The sequence below is a fragment of the Labilibaculum sp. genome (assembly GCF_041595635.1).
Lineage (GTDB): Bacteria > Bacteroidota > Bacteroidia > Bacteroidales > Marinifilaceae > Labilibaculum.
On sequence record NZ_JBFHJW010000002.1, the window covers coordinates 1 to 24,377 of the forward strand.

A 24,377-nucleotide genomic window follows, 5' to 3' on the forward strand; every position below is an offset into this window, starting at 1 on the left:
CAGAAAAATAGAGGTAAGCGAGGAGTTCGTTCAGATCACTAAAAAACTGGATTACCAACTCAATAAAATTGGAGTGAATCTCAATCAGATTTCCAAAAATATCAATGCTCAACAAGTGTATCAGTTTGGGTCTTCAGATCGAAAAATATTTCTACAGATTTTACAGGAACTCCGAAACTGTTTTTCCGTTTTGCAGAGGTATGTGGATGTAATTGAATAAAAATAGAAGCTCTTTTCATGGTCATTGTGATTCATCAAACAAGCAGTACGGAGAATGCTTTCCTTTATAATGAGAAGAAAGTGAAGGAGAAGCAGGCTGCATTTTTCCATAGCCGAAACACCAAGGCCATCAATCCTTTTTTTTACGACAAAAGCCATCGTTTAAAAGAACTGACTGATATCGAAAAGCTCAATCCCAGAGTGAAAAATAAATGCCTTCACATTTCCTTTAATCCATCTGTAGATGATTCCTTGAAATTAAATGATCAGATTATACGAAAGGAAATGGATCAATTGATGCAATACATGGGCTATGGCGATCAGACTTATTTTGTCTACAAGCACAAAGATTTGGAGCGGATGCATTTTCATATTGTATCCACGCGTATCGACAAATATACCGGTAAGAAAATCAAGGACAATTATGAGCGGCAGAAGGCTCAGAATTTCATTAAGGAATTAGAGATAAGACATCAATTGGACCATAAAAATTCAGAGAAAGTAGCATTTAAATTTTCAGCCAGAAGTCGGAATATTAAACAAAGTTTGGAGGGCCTTTTTTATCAGATCAACCAAATGGAGACCATTAATACAAAAGAATTGTATGAGGAAAGAATGAAATTATTCAATGTGGAGATTCGTAAATCGGGAAGAGGTCATATTGTTGTGGTGACCGATGGCAATGGGAAGGTAATTCGTTACCCCATTCGATTGTCAAAATTTAAAGAGCAGCCCAAATTTTATCAGAAAGAAAAACAGCAAATTGAGAAGCCAAAGCAAATAGAGCATAAGGATACATCCAGGCATAACAGAATGTTTGTAGACTTCTTAAATGAATTCAGTAAACAAATAAGACATCAGGAATTGAAAAATAGTAATGTCAAACAATTAAAATCCAGAAAGAAGAAAAGGAAATTAAGGCGATGAATATAACTAATATCTAGTCTTTGAAAAGTGCAGTAAAAGGCACTATTAACTTCTGAATTAGTGAAAAGCATACAATAATCACTACAAAGTGCAATAAAATGCCTAAATAGATATTTTTCATGTCAAATAATGATATATTTACAGAAAAAAGAGTAATATAATGCACTATCAGAACTTAATAGAAATCATAAAGGAACGACGCCATGCTATGAAGGTGACTCAGGAGGTATTAGCCGAAATTTCAGGGGTTGGACTTCGTACCTTAAAGCAGTTTGAGAGTGGAAAAGGAAATCCTACCCTTGCAACTCTTGTGAATTTGGCAGATGCCTTAGGATTGGAAATTACTTTACAGATTAAGAATAAACTTGAATAATGAGACGCGCTCGAATTTTATACAAGGAGGAAGAGGCTGGAATCTTAAGCCAGTTCGATGATGGAACTTTTACTTTTCGTTACCATGACTATTGGTTGGAGAATAATTCCAAACCTGCCATTAGTTTGACATTGCCTAAACAGCAGAAGGAATATCGGTCTGCTTACCTGCCTGCTTTTTTCTTTAATATGCTGCCAGAAGGAGCGAATAGACAAATCTTATGCAGTTCAAAACGAATTGATAAGAAAGATGATTTTGGCTTGTTACTGGCATCTGCTGGAATAGATACGATAGGAGCCGTAAAAGTGATTAAAATGAATTGAACATGAGTTTACCTGAAATAAAATATTGTCCCGGAACATTGGCTGAAGGTTTTGATACCTATAGCAGAACCTGTTTGAAAAGACTTTTCAATGGGAAAAAGGTATTCCATATTTTGCCCTATGATTCTCCAGCGAGTAATACGGATTCGGATGTTTTGTTTGATGACAGTAGAAGGCATATCTCCATTTCTGGAGTGCAGGAAAAGTATTCCGTTATACTTGAGAAAAACAAACTTCGCCTGACAAAAGAGGGAGAGAGAGGAACTTATATTTTGAAGCCTGTACCTTCCTATGGGAATAGAGCCGATCAAATGCCTGCCAATGAGCATTTGACCATGCAAATTGCTCGTCAGGTATTTGGGATTGAGACCGCTGAAAATGCTCTGGTATTCTTTAAGAATGGTGATTCGGCATACATCACAAAAAGGTTTGATGTAAAAGAAGATGGTGGCAAATGGGCTCAGGAAGACTTTGCATCTCTGGCAGAAAAAACGCCTCAGACACATGGCGATCAATACAAATACACAGGAAATTACCTTGATCTATTTGACTTGATGAAGAAATATGTTCCTGCCTACCAAATTGAAGCGCTTAAACTGTTTAGGCTTTTGATGTTTAACTATCTTTTTTCAAATGGGGATGCTCACCTGAAAAACTTCTCATTGTTGGAAACGCCAATGGGAGATTTTCGATTGAGTCCAGCCTATGACTTATTGAATAGCAGAATTCATATTGAGGATAGTGATTTTGCACTGGAGGATGGACTATTGCCTAAAAGTTTTGCTCAGGGAACAATTGGCAAGCAATTTTATACTCTTGCAGAAAAAGCTGAATTAAACGAAAAACAGATTCATAAAATAGTTGAATCATTAAGAGGAAATTCAGAGAAGGTAGAACGCTTAATTGTGGCCTCATTTTTAAATGAAAAAACAAAAAGGAGTTATTTGCAATCCTATAATAAAAAGTTAAAAAGATTGACTAAATAATCTTACATAGAAGGGCTTGTTTTTGATGGATAGTGTCATTTAAAGAAAGAGTTAGGCTCAATGCCTAACTCTCTGTATTTTATTCAAGCACTCCTTGGGAAGGTGTCGTCTAATACCTTTTGAATCTCGACCGTTTGGAGGTCATTTCATTGTGAATTTCCTCCATAAGCTCGCCATGAGTTTTCTTCTTGTAGCTTCCAATCCAATTGAGTAGTTCGTCTTCATAAAAATATAGTTTTCGCCCTGCTTTGTAACAGGGGATTTTTCCTTTTCTAACATACTCATAGATTGTATTCTTCGATTTCAATATCAATTGACTTGCAGTATTAATATCAATAGGTTTCCTGTCTTTGGGAACAATCTTTTTTTCAGATTCAACCAGACTCCTCAATTCTGTCATCTCTTTTATCAGGTAAGCCACAGCTTTGGGTAATTTTTCGAAGGTAATTTCTTCTTCTTTCATAATATCCGATCTAATTAGATTAAAATTATTTCAGGCTTATTTTATTGGCAGATTCACGTTTTTTAAAACTTACTAAATCTGCATAAATTTGAGTTGTTGATACATTTTTATGCGTCAACATTTTAGATACCGTATAGATGTCTGTTCCGGCAGCTATTTGAAGGGTAGCAAAGGTGTGTCTGAAACAATGGAAGGTGATGTTTTTAGTAATGCCAGCATCGGCGACCCATTTTTTTAACGGCTGATATACCATAGTTCTTTCCAAACCTTTAAAAACCTTACCTAGGCTAGGTGTTCCACACAATTCTAATGCCTCTTCACTTAGGGGTAAGGTTGTTTCGGTTTCCGTTTTTTCCGTTCGGATTCTCATGCAATATCCATCATCAGATGCTAAAATAATTTCACTCCAGTCTAATTTTAAAATATCACTAATTCGTAATCCTGTGAGACTAGCAAATAGAGATGCAGATTTTAATACTGGAATTTTACAAGGCGTATTTGCCAATTGTTTTAATTCTTCCAGTGTGAGGTATTCTTTCTTAGTATCTTCGTAATCTATCTTTTCCAGGAAATCATTAATGTTTTCAGGAATTAATTTATCTCTATAGGCAATTTTTAATAAGGCTCTAAATGTAGAGAAATAGCTTGCAGATGAATTTCTGGATATTTTCAGGTTCTTATGCTTAAGTTGGTTGGCATTTAAAAGATAAGACCTGAATCTTCTACATAAATTAATAGTAACATCTTCAAACGTACACTGATTATTCACAAAATTTGAGAAATGGGTATAGACCATTAGCCACTTTTGATCTTTCTTCAAGACTAAATCATAAAAAAAATCTAAGAAACTAGCCTTTAATTTATGTTTGTCAAGAAAATCAAATTCTTCATTGATTAAGGATTGCACCCGAATGGCTCTTATGCCTTCTGCTTTTTGAAGAATTTCCTTATTATAGGATTGCTCAATACTGTTTTTAGGTGCTTGAAAAATATAGATACCAAGAGATTCTCGGCGTGTCATTTTCATTGTACTTGGATTTCGAATTCCTGGGTAGTAATCAAGATATAATGAATATCTTCCTTTCGATATCGCCCTTTTTCGTAAAGTAACTTTTGTGCATGTCATGATGATTTAAATTTTGGAATTAAGCAATTTATCAAGTTCTGCTTTAGAAACTTTGATGTATTTGCCAGCTTTCAATTTTGATATGCTGTGCTTTTTAATGATAGAGTAGAGACTATCTCTGGAAAGATTAAATTTCAACATAGCCTCTTTTATAGAGTAGAATTGAGGAGGGGGATCTTGTTGTATTCCTTTCGCAATTAAAATATGTTTCCGGGAATATAGCATATTATGGCCCTCTCTCTTTTTTGGAATATTTTCTCTGGAAACCAGGGAGTAGGCTCCCGATTCCTTCATATTTAGTTCATCGCATAGCTCTTTAATTGTTATCCAGTCGTCTATGTCAATTTGACCAATTGTAGTTCTATTTTTAAAATGATTGTCTATGTGTGATTTACTATAATAGGTTTTCCCTCTCCGCTTTATTTTAGGAATATTTTTTTCCTTAATTAACTTATAAGCCCAGGTATCGCCGATATTAAATTTTTCTTTAATCTCAGAAAATGAGTAAAGTTCCATTTCTTTTTTTACCAGCTCGGTAGGATTAATTTGCTTTGATTTAGCCTTAGTAAACATCTCATCAATATCACTACGTTTTATAAGTGTTATTCTTGGCGAAATTTTTGAAGCTTTTAATTGCCCACAATAGATTAGGTTGTAAACAGTTTGTCTGCACAGACCAAGCAGGCTTGAAACCTCGTTAATCTTTAGGTATTCTTTACTGTTTAAATAATCGAATGAGGGTAATGAAATATCAATACTATTCGTTTTCGCATGCTGCTTAACTTTCTCTTTCTTTTTAATTGCTTTGTAGGCTCTGGAATTGCAGAGATGAGAACAATATTTAGTGGTAGTGGTTTTTGCAATAAATGATTTTCCACACCAGTCACATATTTTTTTAATTCGTAAATTACTACTCATAGTTTCGCCAATTTTTGTCTACTCACATATACCATAGTCCACCATAGTCTAAAAAATACACTATCTTGCAAAAAGTATATTTACAAGATAAAGAAAAAATGCAGACGATACAAATGAGTTGCAAAAATTAACAATTCTTGGGTGTTTGATGACAAAACAAGTTAAACCCCTTTATTTAAAGGGGTTTTAATGTCTTGAATAATAGTGCTAAATGGTGTGTTTTAATTGATTTTTTGAATCTCTATTTGCCGATACAGAAGTTCTTAAAGATATTTCCCAATACTTCATCGGTACTAATATCACCAGTTATTTCACCAAGAAAATGAAGGCATTCACGAATGTCCTGAGCTAAAAAATCGGTAGGAATTTGATCATCCAAACCTTTGTTCACTCTATCGATACTTCCCAATGCATTTTTAAGAGCTTCGAAATGACGAATATTGGTAACAATTACATCTTGCTCACTAATTTTACCCATGTTAACCGATTTGAGAAGCTCTTCAGTTAACGAATCAATATTTTCTTTTTGCTTGGCCGATATAAACATGAGCTTATCTTCTGCAGTTAAACCCGTTAGCTTTTTTACTAAATTCTGAGGATCAGGAGTTAAATCTATTTTGTTGATACAGACGATCAGGTGTTGAGAATCTCTATCTATGGCTTCATTTACATTCCGAATGGATTCGTTAATGTCTTTGATATCTCGATCGGCATCTACCAGTAAAAGAACAATCTGAGCTTGTTTCATTTTGCTGTAGGTTCGCTCAATTCCCATGCTTTCGATTCGGTCGAGAGTGGTTCGAATACCTGCAGTATCTATAAAGCGGAAAGTAATTCCACCAAGGTTAATGGTATCTTCTATTACATCGCGAGTTGTACCAGCAATATCCGAAACAATCGCTCTATCCTCATTTAAAAGGGCATTTAGAAGGGTTGATTTACCAACATTGGTATCTCCAACAATGGCAACAGGAACGCCATTTTTAATCACATTTCCCAGCTCAAAAGAGTTGACAAGCTTTTGGATTAATCCTTGAATTTCATTTACCAAATTGGTTAATTGAGTACGATCGGCAAACTCAACATCCTCTTCACTAAAATCAAGTTCTAATTCAATTAAGGAGATGAAATTGAGAAGTCTGCTTCTTAAGTTGGCAATTTCGTTGGAAAAACCACCACGCATTTGCTGTAAGGCCACTTTATGAGCAGCTGCCGAGTTCGAAGCAATTAAATCAGCAACAGCTTCGGCTTGCGATAAATCCATTTTTCCATTTAAAAAAGCTCTTTGAGTATATTCTCCAGGATTAGCACTGCGAGCACCATTTTTTAGTAAGACTTGTAGTATGCGATACTGAATGAAAGGAGCTCCATGGCAGGCGATTTCTATGCTATTTTCTCCCGTGTAGGAGTGAGGAGCTTTAAAAATACTCACCAATACTTCGTCGATTATATCTTCGCCATCCTGAATGGTCCCAAAATGAACCGTATTGGCTTTTTGCTGGCTAATTTTATTTTTGCTTGCTGCAATAAATACTTTATCACAAATAGTGAGAGCATCAGCTCCTGATAGGCGCACAATAGCAATAGCTCCATTTCCTGGGGCTGTTGAAATCGCACATATGGTAGATTGATCGATCATGATTTTACTTCTGTTTAGAATACTGTTTTGCAAAGATAAAAGAATTAGCAATGAACACTTAGAATTATACTTCGAAATAAATTAAAGAAATATAAAATTTTAAGAATACCAATATGTTGGGATTGATAAATCCGTTTTTTGAAAATAGTTTTGTATACTCATTCTAAATAAGAAGACTATGATTTATAATAGAACATCAAATGGCACTCTTTTTAAGTGCGATAGCTGCAATGCCATTCATCTGGAATTTAATAATTTGAATATTAATTTTTCGAATGCGAGTAAGTATCATGAGTATGCTACATTTTTACATCAACTTAATGCAGATGAATGGATTAGTGTCAATAAAGATACTCCTTACCAGAGAAAAATTATGATCCCTTTAGGCAAAGGGAATATTAATTTTATGCTGCATGCCGGAGAGTTGGAAGATTTAAAGAGACTTTGTATTAGGAGATTAGGTTCAAATCAGATTCGACTTCAGGAATTAAAAATTGATTATAGCCTCAATTAATCCATGCTTTGAGACGTGTAAATATCCAAATGATTACTTTTGCCCTTATTAATTAATTAGAATATGCTTACGCGATGAAGATAATAACAGGAAGATGGTCTTTTAAAGAAGATTTTGGTTTTGGAACCGATGAAGGATTTGCAGAATTCACGCAGGTAGGGGATAAAATTACAGGAGTAGTTGTGTACACAGAACGAATAGATGATGAAGTCCCTTTTCGAGTGCAGCAAAATGTAGAGGGTAGTTTCGATGGATTGAATTTAAAAGTCACTGGCACAAATGTTGAGCTTTTAGATGTAGAAAAGCCGTTTGAATACCATTTGGACACATGGGAAGGCATCTTAAATACTAATAATCAGATTGTAGGGCATAGTTACGATAATCACGATTGTTTTGGGGTGTTTGTAATGGAGCACATTGGTGAGTAAAAGCAGAATGAAAAGAGGTAAAAAAATTAAAAAAAACTTTTCAATCAGTATGTCCTTATAATCAATCGATTATTTCTGTATTGCCCATGAATAGTAACTTTCCTGTGATTTTTTTTAGGAAAATGTTTGCAAGGAAAGAAAAAATCCTACATCTTTGCAACGCAATCAAGAGAAACGCGGATGTGGCGTAATTGGTAGCCGCGCTAGACTTAGGATCTAGTGCCGAGAGGCGTGGGGGTTCGAGTCCCTTCATCCGCACAAAAGAGATCATGACGAAAGTTTTGGTCTCTTTTTTTTGTGGACCAAATTTGATTTTCATTTGATGATTTCTTTGTACCTTTTTTAGGCTAATTAATCTAATGATGAAAAAACGATCTACACTTAAAGCTCTCTTGGGAATTGAGCATTCGATACTTCTTGCTCCAATGTTTTTAATATCCAACACCAAAATGGTGATTGCTGCCTTGCAATGTGGGTGTACTGCAGCTATTCCTGCTCATAATTATAGAACCGATAAGGAGTTAAGAGCTGCAATCATGGAAATCCGGAAAGAAAGTTCGAAACCGTTCGGAGTAAATTTGATTGTCAATAAATCCAATCCTAAATACAAAAATCAGCTTAAATGTTTACTTGAATTGGGGGTTGATTTTATTATTACTTCTTTGGGAAACCCTAAATCTGTAATTGAGGCCTGTAGAAAGAGAAAAACGAAGGTTTTTTGCGATGTGATTGATTTAAAATACGCCCAGAAAGTGGAAGCCTTGGGTGCAGATGCTGTAATTGCAGTCAATTCGAATGCTGGAGGGCATTGCGGGAACATGCCTGCAAATCGCTTAATTTTACAATTGGTTCAGAAAATTAATTTGCCAATAATATCTGCAGGAGGCATTACTAATAGGCAAGAGGTGAAAGAGGTGATGGAGTGGGGAGCAGCAGGAGTGTCGGTAGGTAGTATTTTTATTGCCACGCATGAGTCCTGTGTTTCTGAAGAATACAAGCAAGCCATGATTCAGTACGGAAAGAAAGACATCGTAAAATCGACAAAGCTAACGGGTTCTGCTTTAACTGTTATAAATACTCCTTATGTTCAAAGAATTGGAACAAAGGCTAGTTTTCTGGAATACTTAATTCATCATAGCCCTCTTCTTAAAAAATACGCAAAAATGATTATGGCTTGGAAAGGAATGCAAAAGGTTAAGAAATCAGCATTTAAAGCAAGTTACACTAATGTTTGGTGTGCAGGACCAAGTATCGAATCGGTAAAAAGCATTCGCTCTGTAAAAGAGGTGATTTCAGATTTGTTATGATTTTATAACATTTGTAATCGTTCAAAACCACGCCAGCCAATCCAGTTTTGATCTGATGCTTCATCAGCTATTTGCCTTAAGCGAATTTCAAAATCAGCTTTCATTCCATTTTCATGGATATAAGAAATTGCCTCTTCGTAGGACTTTAGCATGCTTTTGTAGAAAGCCTCCTGTTTTACAAATTTATTGCGTGTGTACGTTTGTGCAATCTCAATATGAAAAAGCATTATATCAGCAATTATAGAGGGTTCTACACCTAGTTTTTTAAAATGTCGGATGTGCTTTTGTGCAACTGAACGACGCATTTTTGCTTTTCGGGAAGATAGGGGAAAGTATTCTTTTGAAATTTTAAATTTACAGTCTTCTAGAAGTTTGTTCTCTTGTGGATTAAAAGCAAAATCATAAAACTCTTTAACATCTTTAAATCTCGAGTAAAGGTCTATGATTTGTTCTTGAAGGTGTTTTTTATCCAAATCTTGAAGGTAATATTTTAGTTCTCTTTTACTCATGGGTTTACTTCTAAAATCTCAAAGACATTATTGAATTTTAAAATGATCAATAAATAGTACTGTTTTAAGAATAGCTAGGATGTTTTCTAATGCTTTTGCTGAATTAATATCTAATCTGCGAATTTATATTGTGTTATGATTTATCTCCGAGATTAACATTATTTGTTTAAGTAAATTTAAAAAAATGCCTTCCATTTTCGCTCTGTTTAGATTTAATCTAAGAATTAACCTTGTTGATTGTAAAATTAAAGGTATTCGTGTAAATATACTATATCATCTAATTATACTTCAGTAAATTTATTATTGACAATTCGAGATGAAAATAAAATGGAATTATGATTTTAACTTCTGGTCATTGAAGTTTTTATTCATGTTTATGTACTAATTCGATTTTTGTTTAAGCCACTAATATACAACTATTATAAATTATAAACATATTAGCTTTTAAATGTATTAAATTATAAAGAAAATCAAATCCAAATGAAGGAGTGTATATTTTTACGACAACCATAAATATTCACATTTTAAACTTCATTTAAGTATTCATTTTAAACCAAAAAATTTAACCATGAAAAAATTAATGTCAATTTTAATCGCTGTAGTTTTTACTACAGGTGTATCATTTTCTCAGGATAATATTTCTGAGATTTTACAGGTTGGAACAGATCAAGACGCAACAGTTGAACAAGTTGGAACCTTTAATTACAGTCTTATTGATCAATCGTATAGTTTGAATATTGCTTCTGCAATACAGAATGGAGATTATAACACATCATTTATTAATCAATTTAATAGTGACTGGGCAGAAGCTTACGTTGAACAATATGGAATGTTTAATTTATCATCCGTATATCAAAATACAGTTTGGGATATTGCAAATGTAATGCAAGATGGAGAATCCAATATGTCCTATGTGAATCAAGTTAATAATTTCTGGTCTGATGCGATCATTAATCAGACAGGGACTTATAACAGGGCTTTGGTAGACCAACAGGAAGGGTTTGTTGATTTTGCTGCTATTATTCAATATGGGGATAGTAATGATGCATCAGTTACTCAGTACTTTGGTTATGCTAATTGGGCTGCAGTTATTCAAGATGGTACAATCAATTGGGCTATTGTGAATCAACATGGAGGAAGTTTTAATTCATCATTTGTTGAGCAATATGGAGATTGGAACTGGGCATTTACAACACAAAGAGGTGGTGATAGCAATTCTATTGAAATAGAACAATATGAATATGCTAATACTGCTATTGTGAATCAATTCCGCGGAGAGGTGAATTCGGCCTATGTTGGACAAGTTGGTGATTGGAATTGGGGATATATAGTTCAGGACCAGGGGGAATATAATTTTGCAGGTATTGCTCAAATTGGGAATGGTAATTCAGCCAATATCAAACAATTAGGTGGAGACTCTAATTGGGTTGGTTTGGTACAATATGGCAATTGGAATGATGCAAAAGCTCTTCAAGCTCGAGGATTTGGAAATGAAGCATATTCAGAACAAGCTGGATTTCACAATAAGGTTACTATAAAACAAATTGATGGTGAAGGTAATTTAGCAGAAGTTTACCAGGTAGGACATAGAAATTTCACAAATATTCAACAATTGGGTGGAATGGATAATGAAGTATATGCTTATCAAGAAGGTAATAGAAACTATATTGAAACCTATCAATGGGGAGGATCTGGAAATCTTGCAGCTGTAGAACAATATGGTAAGCACAACTATTCTGGAATTTTACAATGGGGTGTGACTAATTCTGCTGCTGATGTTTATCAGGATGGAAAACATAACGAATCTCTTATTGTTCAGTTCGGTGGAGATGATAATTATGCAATTGTTACCCAAGATGGTAATCGTAATTACTCCGAAATTTTACAAGTTGGTTCTGAAAACTCAGCCGATGTATATCAAGAAGGTTGTTGGCAGGAAAGCTCTGTAATTCAATATGGTAGTGGGAATAGTGCCATAGTATCTCAGGCTAATTCTTCATTAAATCCATGATTTCTTAGAGTATTATTTCTTTTAAAATATTTTAAATACAATTTAGAATTAACTTGAATGTAATTTTACTTTTAAGAATAAATTAAAAGAAAACTGAAATTTGTGTGGTTGTAAATTTCAGATGTAGAATCATTCGATTAGTGGAAGTTTAAGGAATGCCCGTAATGGGTGTTCCTTTTTTTATAAACAACAGAACCGATAGTTATCTTTGTCGAGATTATACTATCGGCTCTAACACTTAACTGCCTATGTCTAGTGTTTTATCTTACTGTATCTTTTAACTATTTTAGATATTCATGTATGGATTTAGCTGTTTTTCTACCGTTATCTAATGCGCGAACTACTAGACTTGCGCCTGTTGTAGCATCACCGGAGCAAAATATTTTGGAATTTGAAGTTTGCCCTTTAGCATCAGTTTTTATATTACCTCTTGCATCAAGTTCAAGTCCCAATTCAGTAACTAAGCCCTCATGTATCGGATGAACAAATCCCATTGCTAACAAAATTAAATCAGCATCAATGGTTTCTTCAGTTCCTGGAATATCATTCATTTTGAATTGTCCATTCTCATCTTTAGTCCATTCAATTTGAGATATTTTCAAACTTTTAACATCACCATTTTCCCCTTCAATTTCTTTTGAAGTAAGAGACCATCTTCTTTCACAACCTTCTAGATGCGAACTTGACGTTCTTAGTGTTTGAGGCCAGTAAGGCCAAGGGTTTGATTCTATTCTTTCTTCTGGAGGTTTTGGCAGTAATTCTATTTGTAAAACAGATTTTGCTTTTTGTCTGATGGATGTTCCAACACAATCTGAACCAGTATCACCGCCACCAATAACAACTACATTTTTACCTTTAGCAGAGATTCTTACATCTTTTTCAAATTCATCACCACGAATCACTTTGTTTTGTTGCTTCAGAAAATCCATAGCAAAATGGACACCATTTAATTCTCTACCTTTAATAGGCAAATCGCGTGGTTTTGTAGCTCCTATAGCGATGCATATCGCATCGTATTCGGCTTCTAGTTCGGTAAAGGAAACATCGCCACCTACATTTTGCTGGGTTCTAAATTCGATCCCTTCTTCAATAAAAATTTCCAACCGACGATCAATAACTCCTTTGTCTAGTTTAAAATCTGGTATTCCGTAACGAAGTAGTCCTCCAATAGCATCATCTTTTTCAAATACTGTAACGCTGTGTCCTGCTTTATTTAGAAGGTCGGCAACAGATAGTCCAGCTGGTCCAGAACCTATAACAGCCACTTTTTTGCCTGTGCGAACTTTAGGGGGACGAGCTTTAATATAGCCATATTCAAATGCTTTTTCGATAACAGCAGCTTCGTTCTCGCGAATGGTCACTGGTGCATTATGTAAGGATAAAACGCATGATTTTTCGCAAGGAGCTGGGCATATTCTTCCTGTAAATTCAGGAAAACTATTGGTGGAGTGTAATATTTGACTTGCTTCTTCCCAATTTTCTCGGTAAACCGCATCCTGCCATTCGGGAATTTTACTGGAAGTAGGACAAGCCCAATGACAAAAAGGAATACCACAATCCATACATCTGGATGCTTGATCGATTCTGTCTTCAAGATTTAAAGTTTGTTCCACTTCACCAAAATCTCCAACTCTATCTCTTACCGGACGATAACCGGCTTCTTTTCTTTTTATTTCTAAAAAACCTTTCGGATTTCCCATAATCATTCTGTTTATTAATGAATAGTGTAGTAATGCCAGGAAAGGGTAATTTTTCCTTTCCCGATCATTAATTACTCATGAATTTCTGTCTGAGATTGTGCCAATTTTAATTTTCGGTGAATCTTTTTCAGTTTTTTCTCTTCCAATACTTTTTTGTATTCGTAAGGGATAACCTTTACAAAGTGAGGAAGGTATTCTTCCCAATTAGTAAGTATTTTTGAGGCTACACTACTCTGTGTTAGTAACAAGTGCTCGTGGATCATTTGTTGAAGTTCATGAACATCTTGTGAAGTCTCAACAGGATCAAGCGATACAAGGCTCTTATTACAAAAATAATCTAATTTATCATCCATATTTAGAACGTAAGCAATTCCGCCACTCATACCAGCAGCAAAGTTTCTTCCTGTTTTTCCCAGAATTACAACTCTACCTCCAGTCATGTATTCGCAGCCATGATCTCCTACGCCTTCAACTACCGCTTTACCACCAGAATTACGAACACAAAAACGTTCTCCAGCCATTCCTCTTATGTAGGTTGATCCGCTAGTTGCACCATAAAGTGCTGTGTTGCCTATGATAATTTGGTCTTCGGGTTTAAATTTGCTTTTTTCTGAAGGGTAAACTATAATTTTCCCTCCCGATAGGCCTTTACCGAAATAGTCATTAGAATCTCCAATTAAGCGGAATGTTATTCCTTTTTCGAGAAATGCACCAAAACTTTGTCCTGCCGATCCTCTAAAAATGCAATGAATGGTATTATCTGGAAGTTCCTTATTCGGTTTCATTAAGGCAACCTTACCCGAAAGCATGGCTCCAGTGGTTCTATCAGTATTATTAATTTTCTTTTCAATCCATACCTTCTCACCATCGTGAAGGGCTTTGGCTGATAATTTAATTAAATCATGATCTATTACTTCTCCGATTGTCCTTATTTTAGAATTAACTCCACAAATAGTATGTCCATCAGTTTTAGGCAAATGAATTAAGTTTTCAATGCTAACTGTATTGGCTTTCCATTTATTGATATTTTTCTGTTTTATTAGGAGATCAGAACGCCCCACTAAATCATCAAATTTTTGGAATCCAAGTTCAGCCATTAATTCACGGCATTCTTCAGCTAAGAAACGGAAGTAATTGATCACCCACTCCGAACGACCTAAGAATTTCTTTCTAAGTTCTTTGTTTTGAGTAGCAATACCTACAGGACATGTGTTTAAATGACACTTTCTCATCATAACACATCCTAATACTACCAATGCACTTGTTGCAAAGCCAAATTCCTCAGCTCCTAATAAGGCCATTGAAATAATATCTTTTCCAGTTTTTAGTTGTCCATCTGTTTGTAATTTAATTCTTCCTCTTAAGTCATTCATTACAAGGGTTTGCTGAGCTTCAGCAAGACCTAATTCTACAGGTAAGCCTGTATTTTTAATTGAACTTAATGGACTAGCTCCAGTTCCACCTTCGCAACCAGCAATTACAATAAGATCAGCATTTGCTTTAGCTACACCTGCGGCAACGGTACCAACACCATTTTCAGAAACCAGTTTTACACTTATGCAAGCTTGTGGATTTACATTTTTTAAATCGAAAATTAATTGTGCTAAATCTTCAATGGAGTAAATATCGTGATGGGGTGGAGGAGAAATTAAAGTAATCCCAGGAGTTGAATTCCTAAGTTTAGCAATAATATTGTCTACCTTAAATCCTGGTAACTGGCCACCTTCACCAGGTTTTGCTCCCTGCGCAACTTTTATCTGTAGCTCATCTGCATTAACAAGATACTCGGTGTTTACGCCAAAACGTCCAGATGCGATTTGTTTGATTGAACTTCTTGCATTGGAATAGAAACGTTTAGAACTTTCGCCACCTTCGCCTGTATTACTTCTGCCACCAATTTTATTCATCGCAATTGCAAGAGCTTCATGGGCTTCTTTTGATATGGAGCCATACGACATGGCACCAGTACAAAATCGTTTCATGATGCTTTCAACAGGTTCAACTTCACTAATATCAATTGGATTTTTCTTATAATCGAAAAACCCTCTAAGAAAATTAGGCGAAGCTGTTTCCTTATTTACAATTGCACTGTATTCTTTAAATTTTTCGTAATTATTAGTTCTAGTTGCCCATTGCAATAGACCAATAGTTTCAGGATTCCAACTATGAGGTTCTCCATTTTTTCGATAATGAATATTTCCATTGTTAATCAACAAATCTTGATTGTCGAAAGGATCAATCTCAGAGTAAGCTTTTTTGTGATGACATAAAACCTCTTCTGAAATTTCTTTTAAACCAATACCATCAATTCTCGAAATGGTTCCTGTAAAATATTTGTCAATAACCTCCTTGCTAACACCTAAAGCTTCGTAAATTTGGGCTCCCAGATAACTTCCTATTGTAGAAATTCCCATTTTCGACATCACTTTAAGTAAGCCTTTGTTTACTGCTTTAATATAGTTTTTACGGGCTGTTTTGTATTCAAGACTAATTCGTCCATCTTTTACTAATTTGTCGATAACAGCATAGCTCATGTATGGATTAATAACACTCGCTCCGTAGGCAATTAGCAAGGCAATGTGATTTACCTCTCTAGCTTCACCTGTTTCTACAACAAGTCCAATTTGCATCCTCTTTCTCTTGTTAATCAGATGATGATGAACTGCGGCAACTGCCAATAAAACAGGAATAGGAGCCATTTTACTTGAGATATTTCTATCTGTAAGTATGATGTAATTTTTTTGCTCATCAACGGCTTCTTCGGCTTGTTTGCAAATGTCATCCAAAGCTTTTTCTAAACCAGCACCATTTTCGGCAGCTTTAAATAGAATGTCAATGGATTTATGTCTAAATTCTTCGTGTTTAAGTTTTTTGATTTTACCAAGATCTGTGTTGGTTATCAGTGGACTTTTAAAACGAATTAATTTACAGTGTTGTGCTGTTTCTTCCAATAGGTTCTTTTGAACCGATCCAATGTAATTGGTTAAATCCATCACTAAATTCTCTCGAATAGAATCGATAGGAGGGTTGGTTACCTGAGCAAATAATTGACGGAAGTAATTGAAAAATAGTTGTGGCTTAGGTGATAATACAGGTATTGGTGCATCATTTCCCATTGAGCCTACAGGTTCTTGACCGCCAGTAGCCATTGGAAGAAGAATTCTTTCAAAGTCTTCTTTGCAATAGTTAAAAGTTTTCTGACAAATAGAAAATTGATCCCCAATATCTGAAGGAACCCTTTTTTCAACAGGAATAGCTTTTAAATCTAATCGGTTTTCTTTTAACCAGTTTTGATATGGATTACGGTAAGTCAATTGAGACTTTACCTCTTCATCAGGAATGATGATTCCAAGCTGTGTGTCGACAAGTAATAGTTTACCCGGGCGCAATCTTCCTTTTTCTTTGATTTCTTCTGGTTTGAAATGCTGAATACCCACTTCTGATCCCATTACAATCATTTCATCATGCGTGATTACATAACGTGAAGGACGCAATCCATTTCTATCTAGTGTTCCTCCAATGTATCTTCCATCAGAAAAAACCAGAGAAGCAGGTCCATCCCAAGGCTCCATAAAAGTAGAGTGGTATTCGTAAAATGCTTTTAAGCTTTCTGGAATTGGGTTTTTCTCATTCCAAGACTCAGGAACCATCATACTTAAGGCATGAGGTAAACTTCTACCAGTAAGGAATAAAAACTCTAGAACATTGTCAAAAGATGCTGAATCACTTTTGTTAGGTTCAACAACAGGGAATAGTTTTTTGATGTCGTCACCATACATCTCTGATTTTAATAGAGATTCGCGAGCTTGCATCCATAAACGATTTCCTTTAATGGTGTTAATTTCACCATTGTGAGCAACAATCCGAAATGGTTGAGCTAAATCCCAAGATGGAAATGTATTTGTACTGAAACGAGAGTGAACCATAGCGATTGCACTTTCCATTCGTGGATCTCGAAGATCTGTATAATATTTACCTAGTTGATCACTTGCAAACATTCCTTTATAAACAAGTACTTTGGAAGATAAACTAGGAATGTAAAACATCTCTTTCTCTTTCAATTTACTTGCCCGAATATAACTTTCAGCTTGTTTTCTAGCTAAATATAGTCTTCGTTCTAAATCATCTTGTTCGTAATTTCCACCTACGAAAATTTGTTTAATCAGAGGTTCAGATTGTTTGGCTATTTCTCCAATAGCGTTTGTGTCTGTAGGAACATCTCTCAATTGAAGAAATTCCAAACCCTCTTCCTCCAAAATTTGGATAAGAATTTCGAGGCAGAATTTTTCTTCAGGTTCATTTTTAGGTAAAAAAATTAAACCAGTACCGTACTTACCTTCTATTGGAAGTTGAATTCCAATTTTCTTGTAAAAAGTGTGAGGTAATTGCATTAAAATACCGGCACCATCACCACTTACGTTATCGGCACCACGAGCTCCTCGATGCTCCATATTACAAAGCACCTCTAGTCCTCGAGAAATGATTTCGAAAGATTTTTTTCCTTTAATATTGGCAACAAAGCCAATTCCACAATTGTCGTGTTCATTCTGAGGGTCGTACAGACCCTGCTGTTTTGGTCTAAGGTTTCGCATAGGCAATTTTTAGTGCGAAGCCAGGAAATGATTTTATCTTTTACAAAAAGGAACACCGAGAAATATAGAAATCCCCTATTCTATAAATTTCATAACGACACTAAAGAATCCGATAGTCGTTGTCCTAACTTAAGAAACACCCAAAGATCGAGGTGATATCTTTTTTTAGCTTGTCTAATCCGTTGCCACAAATATAAACGAAAAAAAAAGACAAAAGCAAACGTTATTGTTAACTTGACTAGCGAAAACGATTGAAAAGCTAAAAAAAAATCATAAATATTATAGCACTGTGTTCGGTGAATTTCAGAAGCTTACTAAAAACACAATTGATTGTTTTTTAGGTCAATCTAGGATTTTTACTTTAGTTTATGTTTATATTCTTTAATTCTGTTTTTTGCTGGAAATAGTTTGAACTTTTAAAAGTTTTAAAAGTGGCTTTTCAATCCAATTAGGAAGATATTTTCCTATTTTGGAAATAAACTGTTTGCCAAGAATATAAATTGAGGAATAGAAGAAAACCTTATTAAGAAGGTAAACCGATGCCGTAAAAAGAATGATTTTGTTCGATCCAGACATGATAAAAGGAAGAGAGAGGTAAAGAAAGAAAGTGATGATAGCTAAACCCAACAGCACAAACCCAACAATTTTTTTAAATTCCATGATGTTTACAAGTCTTTAAATTTTTAGTACACAGTTCAATTCTACGGCGAAATGTATAAATGGTTGGTGAAAAAACAGATTTATAATTGTTAAAAAATCATAAATAGGTATTATTTAGATTTCCAAATACTCAAAAGTGGGATTTTTAGTAGTAAGAATTGATATTGTAAGTTTTTTTGAGAGAAGTATAGTTATTTAGAGTTAGAGAGGAAGTGATAATAGGTGGTATTTGTTGTGCAAAGGTTATAAATGCATGTTGATTGAAAAAAATGATTGTTTTATTAGGTTTTTACTGTTTTTTGCATTTATCTTTGTAACCAACAAAACAAAATAGCAATGGAAAGTAAACAATTTATTCGACGTCGATTTAATAGATCTTTATCTTAAATGATAGGGTAGTGTTGGTATAAATTATTTCCAAGCTTTCCATATCGGAAAGCATTTTTTTTGAATTTTTATAAGCGATAAACAAATGATCATATTTGATAGCATACGACGACGAAGATACAGCTCTCCTTTTGGAAAAGCGGTTGATGTCGTATTGTCGTGTAATCAATGATTAGCAACAATATTTAAAAGGCTTACCGTTTTTATCGGTAAGCCTTTTTTTTGAATTTAATTATATAGAAATGAAACAAATAATCCATACAGAAAGTCGACGCCATTTGCGTAGTAACTGTTACCCGGGAGGGACGGATGAGCTTTTTATTTCTGTAATTGAAATATAAAATAGTATATAAGCTTACCGTTATTCCACGGTGGGCTTTTTTTGTATCAAGTAATTAAAATAAAAAAAAATGAATTTTTTCAACTCCTTAGATTTTCGACAACGATGTTTTCGAGAACAAAACAATCAGACCGCCAGAGCGGACTTTTTTGTACAATTAAATAACAAGTGGTTGTGCTTAACAGCTGTAGCACTTTTTTGGGAAATCTAGTAATAGTAGCATAAAATGATAAATACATCAATGGTGATTGAACAAGAAATTAGTGTCATTAGTGCAGGTTTAAGGCATTATGAATATGCCCAGGAAATTTGTGATATGATTGAGGCTGCTGCGAAAATTCGCGGAACAGGAATTGCAAAAAGAAATCCTTTGTACGTTGTACAAAAAATACAGGAAGGGAAAGCAATCATAGCTTTCGACAAGGATAAAGTAATAGGTTTCTGCTATATAGAAACTTGGGAACATGGAAAGTATGTAGCCAATTCAGGACTTATTGTCGATCCGGAATACCGATCTATTGGTTTGGCCAAAATGATTAAAGCCAAAGCTTTTGAACTTTCCAGAAAGCGTTATCCTGAAGCAAAAATATTCGGACTTACCACAAGTCTTCCTGTTATGAAAATCAATTCGGAATTAGGCTATAGACCCGTTACCTTTTCAGAGTTAACGACCGATGAGACATTTTGGAAAGGTTGTGCTAGTTGTATCAATTACGATATACTGCAACGTACCAATCGTAAAATGTGCTTGTGCACGGGTATGCTATACGATCCTTTTAAAAAGGATAAAAAATAGATATTCAGAATTGGAAAAGCAATTTCATTAAATCATAAACAATTTTATATACCACAAAAGAACATTATAATGACATCAACTAAGAAAAAAGTAGTATTAGCATATAGCGGAGGTTTAGATACAACATATTGTGCACTTTATTTATCTAAGGAGTTAAACATGGATGTGTACACAGTTCTAGGCAATACAGGTGGTTTTAGTGATGCAGAACTAGCAGATATTGAAGAGAGAACAAAGCAGTTGGGCGTTATTCAACATGCAGCACTTGATATCACTCAGGAATACTACGATAAATGTATTAAATACATGATTATGGGAAATGTTCTAAAGAACAATACTTACCCATTGTCAGTTAGTTCAGAAAGAGCTTTCCAAGCTATGGCGATTGCTCAATATGCACATTCCATTGGTGCTGATTATATTGCACACGGTAGTACAGGTGCTGGAAATGATCAAATTCGATTTGATTTGATCTTTAAAATTATGGCTCCTAATGCCGAAATTATTACCCCCACAAGAGATTTAGAATTAAGCAGAGAAACTGAGATTAATTATCTGAAAGAAAATGGAATTACAGCCAATTTTGAAAAGATGAAATACTCAATTAATGCAGGAATTTGGGGAACAAGTATTGGAGGAAAAGAAACTTTGTCTTCTAATTTACCTTTGCCAGAAGAGGCTTATCCTAAGCAAGTTGTTAAAACCGAATCAGAAAAAATGATTATAGGTTTTGAAAAAGGTGAATTAGTAAGTGTAAATGATGAAAAGTTAACTCCACTTGAAGCCATTAAAAAAATTGAGGCCATAGGTTCTCAGTTTGGTATTGGTCGCGATATGCACATTGGTGATACAATTATTGGAACCAAAGGTAGAGTTGCATTCGAAGCTGCAGCCCCTTTGATGATTATTAAAGCGCATGAAACATTAGAGAAACACACGCTTACAAAATGGCAAATGCACTGGAAAGAGCAAATAGCTAATTTTTATGGCATGCTGTTGCATGAAGCTCAGTATTTAGAGCCTGTAATGAGAAATATGGAGACCTTTTTAGTCGATTCTCAGTCGAAAGTAACGGGTACTGTTATTTTGAACTTAAGCCCTAAGTATTTTATGGTAGAAGGAATTACCTCTCCAAATGATTTAATGACAGATCTTTTTGGTCAATATGGCGAAACTAGTAAAGGATGGACCGCCGATGATGTCAAAGGGTTTACGAATATTTTGGCCAATTCAATGAAGATTTATTACACAGTAAATCAAGAATAGTATGGTGAAAATAGGAATTATTGGTGGAGCTGGATATACTGCAGGGGAATTGCTGCGAATTTTAATCTGGCATCCACTTGCAAATATTACTTTTGTTCAAAGTACAAGTCATAATGGACATCCAATTACGGATGTCCACAGAGATTTATTAGGCGACACAGATTTACAATTTTCTCAGCCGGATTTCTCATCAGTTGATGTTCTGTTTATTTGCTCTGGACACGGTAAAACTAAGTTGTTTTTAGAAAAAAATATTTTGCCAAAGGGATTGAAAATTATTGATTTAAGTACCGACTTTAGACCTAGATCAAATGAAAAAGGATTTGTGTATGGCTTGCCGGAAGTAAATAAAAGTACAATCGAAAAGGCTACTAAAATTGCAAATCCAGGTTGTTTTGCTACTTGTATCGAACTTGGATTGTTGCCTTTGGCTCAAGAAAATCAACTAAAAGCGGACATTCATGTAAATGCAATAACAGGATCTACTGGCGCAGGTCAAAATCCGAGTACAACTTCGCACTTTAGTTGGAAAAACAATAATGTTTCTGTTTACAAGGCATTTACTCATCAGCATTTGGCTGAGATTACAGAAACGGTTTTGCAGTTGCAAACTAATTTCGATAAAGAGATCAACTTTATTCCAGTACGAGGGAACTTTAGCCGTGGAATAATGGCAACAATATATACCGATTGTGATTGGTCAATTGAAGAAGCAATTGAAAAGTACAAGAACTACTATGAAACTCATCCTTTTGTTTCAATATCAAACGTAGTACCTGATGTAAAACAGGTTGTAAACACAAATAAATGTGTTTTGTATCTGGAAAAGCATGGTCGAAAACTAATGATTATTTCTGTGGTAGATAATTTACTAAAAGGAGCTTCGGGGCAGGCAGTACAGAATATGAACTTACTTTTCGGGATTCCTGAAACAGTAGGATTGGGCTTAAAACCAGTTGGATTTTAAAGAAAGAAAAAAATGGAATTATTTGACGTATATAATGCTTACAAAATAAATTTGGTGAACGGAAAAGGTCTTTATGTTTCTGACGATAAAGGAAACAAATACCTTGATTTTTATGGCGGTCATGGAGTGATCTCTATTGGACATTGCCATCCTCACTATATTTTTAGAATTGAACACCAACTGCATTGTATTGGATTTTATTCGAATGCAGTAAAAAATGATATTCAAGAGAAATTAGCATACAAATTGGGTCAGATTTGTGGCTATGGTAATTACAATCTATTCTTGTGCAATTCCGGCGCTGAAGCGAATGAAAATGCATTAAAAATAGCTTCTTTTCACAGTGGAAAATCAAAAGTTGTAGCGATAAAAGGCTCATTTCATGGACGAAGTGGAGGAGCTTTGGCAATAACTGATAATCCTAAATTATCATCTAATTTTAATGCAAAACACGAAGTTGCTTTTATTGCCATGGATGATTCCTTAGCTCTAGAGAAAGAGCTTGCTGCAAGTGACGTTGCAGCAATAATTATTGAGGGAATTCAAGGTGTTAACGGAGTAGTAGAACCTTCGGTTGAATTTTTGAAAGCGGCAGAACGTTTGTGTAAAAAATATAAAGCTTTGTTGATCTTAGACGAGGTTCAGTCTGGTTACGGGCGAACAGGGAAGTTTTTCGCTCATCAGTATGCAAATATTAAAGCAGATATCATAACAACAGCAAAAGGTATGGGAAATGGATTTCCTATTTCGGGTGTACTTATTTCCCCAGAAATAGATGCTTGGCCTGGAATGTTAGGAACTACTTTTGGAGGAAATCATTTAGCTTGTGCTGCTGGCTTGGCGGTGCTCGAAACCATTGATGAAGAAAAATTACTTGAAAATGCAAGTGAATTGGGAGCTTATTTAATTTCGAAATTAGCAACCAATAAAGCGGTAAAAGCAATTCGAGGAAAAGGATTGATGATTGGTGTCGACCTTGAAGATATGCCGACAATACGAAAACAACTTTTAGAGGAGCATGGCATTTTTACGGGAGCATCAGGAAGCAAAACACTTCGTTTGCTACCTCCACTTTCAATCACTAAAAAAGAAGTAGATCAATTCATCGAAGCATTTCAAGAAACCACCAAAACTGTATTAGTATGATCGATTTAACAGTAGTGAAAGTTGGAGGGAATGTAATTGACGATCCTGAAAAATTAAAAGACTTTTTAGATTCTTTTGCAAATTTGAGTGGCAAAATTGTATTGGTTCATGGCGGAGGTAAACTTGCTTCCGATTTAGCGGGTCAATTGGGTGTTAAAACCAAAATGATTGATGGAAGACGGATCACAGATGCAGAGAACCTTAAATTGGTTACCATGGTTTACGCAGGCTTAATTAATAAAAACATTGTTGCAGCATTGCAAGCTAGAGGCGTAAATGCAATGGGAATGTGCGGTGCCGATTTGGATTTAATTAGAGCTGAAAAAAGAGAGAATACAAAGATCGATTTTGGTTTTGTTGGTGATATTACTGCTGTAAATACATTATCTCTGTGCAAACAGATTGAATGTAATTCGGTTTTAGTAATTGCACCCATCACTCATGATGGAGAGGGACAATTATTTAATACCAATGCCGATACGGTTGCAACAGAAGTGGCTGTAGCGTTGAGTCGTTTTTATAAAGTGAAATTGATTTATAGCTTCGAAAAACTGGGTGTACTCCTAAATTCAGAGGACGATAGTAGTGTAATTCCCGTATTGTCTGAGGAAAAATGTTTTGCCATGGTTGAACAAGGAAAAATTAACGCAGGAATGTTGCCGAAAACAGAGAATGCATTTTATGCACTTTCTAAAGGGGTAGAAGAGGTGTTTATTGGAAATTTTGTTTCCATGGAAAATAATTTATCATCAGGTACACAGGTTGTTACTGCATAGTTTT

22 protein-coding genes and 1 tRNA gene are annotated in these 24,377 nt (G+C 34.9%); 15 read left to right on the plus strand and 8 right to left on the minus strand.

Going from position 1 to position 24,377, the window contains the following annotated elements; genetic code table 11:
- The 5 genes from ABYT26_RS00725 to ABYT26_RS00745 form a co-directional block, all read left to right on the plus strand.
- A partial coding sequence (locus ABYT26_RS00725; protein ID WP_372750959.1) for a hypothetical protein occupies positions 1–220 on the plus strand: 220 nt, incomplete at its 5' end.
- A gap of 17 nt (positions 221–237) precedes the next feature.
- On the plus strand, positions 238–1,146 hold the full coding sequence (locus tag ABYT26_RS00730; RefSeq protein WP_372750960.1) for a relaxase/mobilization nuclease domain-containing protein: 909 nt from the start codon (positions 238–240) through the stop codon (positions 1,144–1,146).
- A 160-nt stretch (positions 1,147–1,306) separates the two neighbouring features.
- On the plus strand, positions 1,307–1,519 hold the full coding sequence (locus tag ABYT26_RS00735; protein ID WP_372750962.1) for a helix-turn-helix domain-containing protein: 213 nt from the start codon (positions 1,307–1,309) through the stop codon (positions 1,517–1,519).
- Positions 1,519–1,842 carry a HipA N-terminal domain-containing protein gene (locus ABYT26_RS00740; protein ID WP_372750963.1) on the plus strand — a complete coding sequence of 108 codons (324 nt, stop codon included), beginning with the start codon at positions 1,519–1,521 and terminating at the stop codon, positions 1,840–1,842. Before ABYT26_RS00735 ends, ABYT26_RS00740 begins: the two co-directional genes overlap by 1 nt.
- A 2-nt stretch (positions 1,843–1,844) precedes the next feature.
- Positions 1,845–2,828, plus strand: a complete 984-nt coding sequence (locus ABYT26_RS00745) for a type II toxin-antitoxin system HipA family toxin (protein WP_372750964.1) — start codon at positions 1,845–1,847, stop codon at positions 2,826–2,828.
- 109 nt (positions 2,829–2,937) lie between these two features.
- On the opposite strand, the gene ABYT26_RS00750 is transcribed toward ABYT26_RS00745, so the two are convergent.
- The 4 genes from ABYT26_RS00750 to mnmE form a co-directional block, all read right to left on the minus strand.
- A complete protein-coding gene (locus tag ABYT26_RS00750) occupies positions 2,938–3,291 on the minus strand; it encodes a helix-turn-helix domain-containing protein (protein ID WP_372750965.1) in 354 nt (117 codons plus the stop codon).
- A gap of 25 nt (positions 3,292–3,316) precedes the next feature.
- A complete protein-coding gene (locus ABYT26_RS00755) occupies positions 3,317–4,417 on the minus strand; it encodes a tyrosine-type recombinase/integrase (protein WP_372750966.1) in 1,101 nt (366 codons plus the stop codon).
- 6 nt (positions 4,418–4,423) lie between these two features.
- A complete protein-coding gene (locus tag ABYT26_RS00760; protein WP_372750967.1) occupies positions 4,424–5,335 on the minus strand; it encodes a helix-turn-helix domain-containing protein in 912 nt (303 codons plus the stop codon).
- 241 nt (positions 5,336–5,576) lie between these two features.
- On the minus strand, positions 5,577–6,974 hold the full coding sequence (mnmE, locus tag ABYT26_RS00765; protein WP_372750968.1) for a tRNA uridine-5-carboxymethylaminomethyl(34) synthesis GTPase MnmE: 1,398 nt from the start codon (positions 6,972–6,974) through the stop codon (positions 5,577–5,579).
- Positions 6,975–7,152: 178 nt separating this feature from the next.
- Here mnmE and ABYT26_RS00770 point away from each other — a divergent pair, with 178 nt between their 5' ends.
- The 4 genes from ABYT26_RS00770 to ABYT26_RS00785 all read left to right on the plus strand — a co-directional run bounded on the left by ABYT26_RS00770 (position 7,153) and on the right by ABYT26_RS00785 (position 9,223).
- Positions 7,153–7,488: a DUF6686 family protein gene (locus ABYT26_RS00770; protein ID WP_372750969.1), complete on the plus strand. Its 336-nt coding sequence runs from the start codon at positions 7,153–7,155 to the stop codon at positions 7,486–7,488.
- Between the two features lie 74 nt (positions 7,489–7,562).
- Entirely contained in the window at positions 7,563–7,916 is a 354-nt protein-coding gene (locus ABYT26_RS00775) for a hypothetical protein (protein ID WP_372750970.1), read from the plus strand.
- Between the two features lie 176 nt (positions 7,917–8,092).
- Positions 8,093–8,174 (plus strand) — tRNA-Leu (locus ABYT26_RS00780).
- Between the two features lie 104 nt (positions 8,175–8,278).
- Entirely contained in the window at positions 8,279–9,223 is a 945-nt protein-coding gene (locus ABYT26_RS00785) for an NAD(P)H-dependent flavin oxidoreductase (RefSeq protein WP_372750971.1), read from the plus strand.
- Positions 9,224–9,225: 2 nt separating this feature from the next.
- Here the strand turns inward: ABYT26_RS00785 and ABYT26_RS00790 are convergent, their stop codons facing one another.
- The gene (locus ABYT26_RS00790) at positions 9,226–9,732 is read right to left on the minus strand and encodes a DUF6155 family protein (protein ID WP_372750972.1); all 507 of its coding nucleotides are present in this window, start codon (positions 9,730–9,732) and stop codon (positions 9,226–9,228) included.
- A gap of 568 nt (positions 9,733–10,300) precedes the next feature.
- Here ABYT26_RS00790 and ABYT26_RS00795 point away from each other — a divergent pair.
- Positions 10,301–11,743 (plus strand): hypothetical protein, encoded by a 1,443-nt coding sequence (locus tag ABYT26_RS00795; protein ID WP_372750973.1) that lies wholly within the window; start codon positions 10,301–10,303, stop codon positions 11,741–11,743.
- 281 nt (positions 11,744–12,024) lie between these two features.
- On the opposite strand, the gene ABYT26_RS00800 is transcribed toward ABYT26_RS00795, so the two are convergent.
- The 3 genes from ABYT26_RS00800 to ABYT26_RS00810 all read right to left on the minus strand — a co-directional run bounded on the left by ABYT26_RS00800 (position 12,025) and on the right by ABYT26_RS00810 (position 18,695).
- The gene (locus ABYT26_RS00800) at positions 12,025–13,443 is read right to left on the minus strand and encodes a glutamate synthase subunit beta (RefSeq protein ID WP_372750974.1); all 1,419 of its coding nucleotides are present in this window, start codon (positions 13,441–13,443) and stop codon (positions 12,025–12,027) included.
- 71 nt (positions 13,444–13,514) lie between these two features.
- Complete coding sequence (gene gltB / locus ABYT26_RS00805) at positions 13,515–18,035, minus strand: glutamate synthase large subunit (RefSeq protein ID WP_372750975.1); 4,521 nt, start codon at positions 18,033–18,035, stop codon at positions 13,515–13,517.
- 381 nt (positions 18,036–18,416) lie between these two features.
- On the minus strand, positions 18,417–18,695 hold the full coding sequence (locus ABYT26_RS00810) for a hypothetical protein (RefSeq protein WP_372750976.1): 279 nt from the start codon (positions 18,693–18,695) through the stop codon (positions 18,417–18,419).
- Between the two features lie 953 nt (positions 18,696–19,648).
- On the opposite strand from ABYT26_RS00810, the gene ABYT26_RS00815 reads away from it, so the two are divergent.
- The 5 genes from ABYT26_RS00815 (at position 19,649) to argB (ending at position 24,373) form a co-directional block, all read left to right on the plus strand.
- Positions 19,649–20,218, plus strand: coding sequence for a GNAT family N-acetyltransferase (locus ABYT26_RS00815; RefSeq protein WP_372750977.1), 570 nt, complete (start codon positions 19,649–19,651; stop codon positions 20,216–20,218).
- A 69-nt stretch (positions 20,219–20,287) separates the two neighbouring features.
- Positions 20,288–21,484, plus strand: a complete 1,197-nt coding sequence (locus ABYT26_RS00820) for an argininosuccinate synthase (protein ID WP_372750978.1) — start codon at positions 20,288–20,290, stop codon at positions 21,482–21,484.
- 1 nt (position 21,485) lies between these two features.
- Positions 21,486–22,451 carry an N-acetyl-gamma-glutamyl-phosphate reductase gene (argC, locus tag ABYT26_RS00825; RefSeq protein ID WP_372750979.1) on the plus strand — a complete coding sequence of 322 codons (966 nt, stop codon included), beginning with the start codon at positions 21,486–21,488 and terminating at the stop codon, positions 22,449–22,451.
- Between the two features lie 12 nt (positions 22,452–22,463).
- The gene (locus ABYT26_RS00830; protein WP_372750980.1) at positions 22,464–23,597 is read left to right on the plus strand and encodes an aspartate aminotransferase family protein; all 1,134 of its coding nucleotides are present in this window, start codon (positions 22,464–22,466) and stop codon (positions 23,595–23,597) included.
- Positions 23,594–24,373 (plus strand): acetylglutamate kinase, encoded by a 780-nt coding sequence (gene argB / locus ABYT26_RS00835; RefSeq protein WP_372750981.1) that lies wholly within the window; start codon positions 23,594–23,596, stop codon positions 24,371–24,373. Before ABYT26_RS00830 ends, argB begins: the two co-directional genes overlap by 4 nt.
- Positions 24,374–24,377 lie beyond the last annotated feature (4 nt).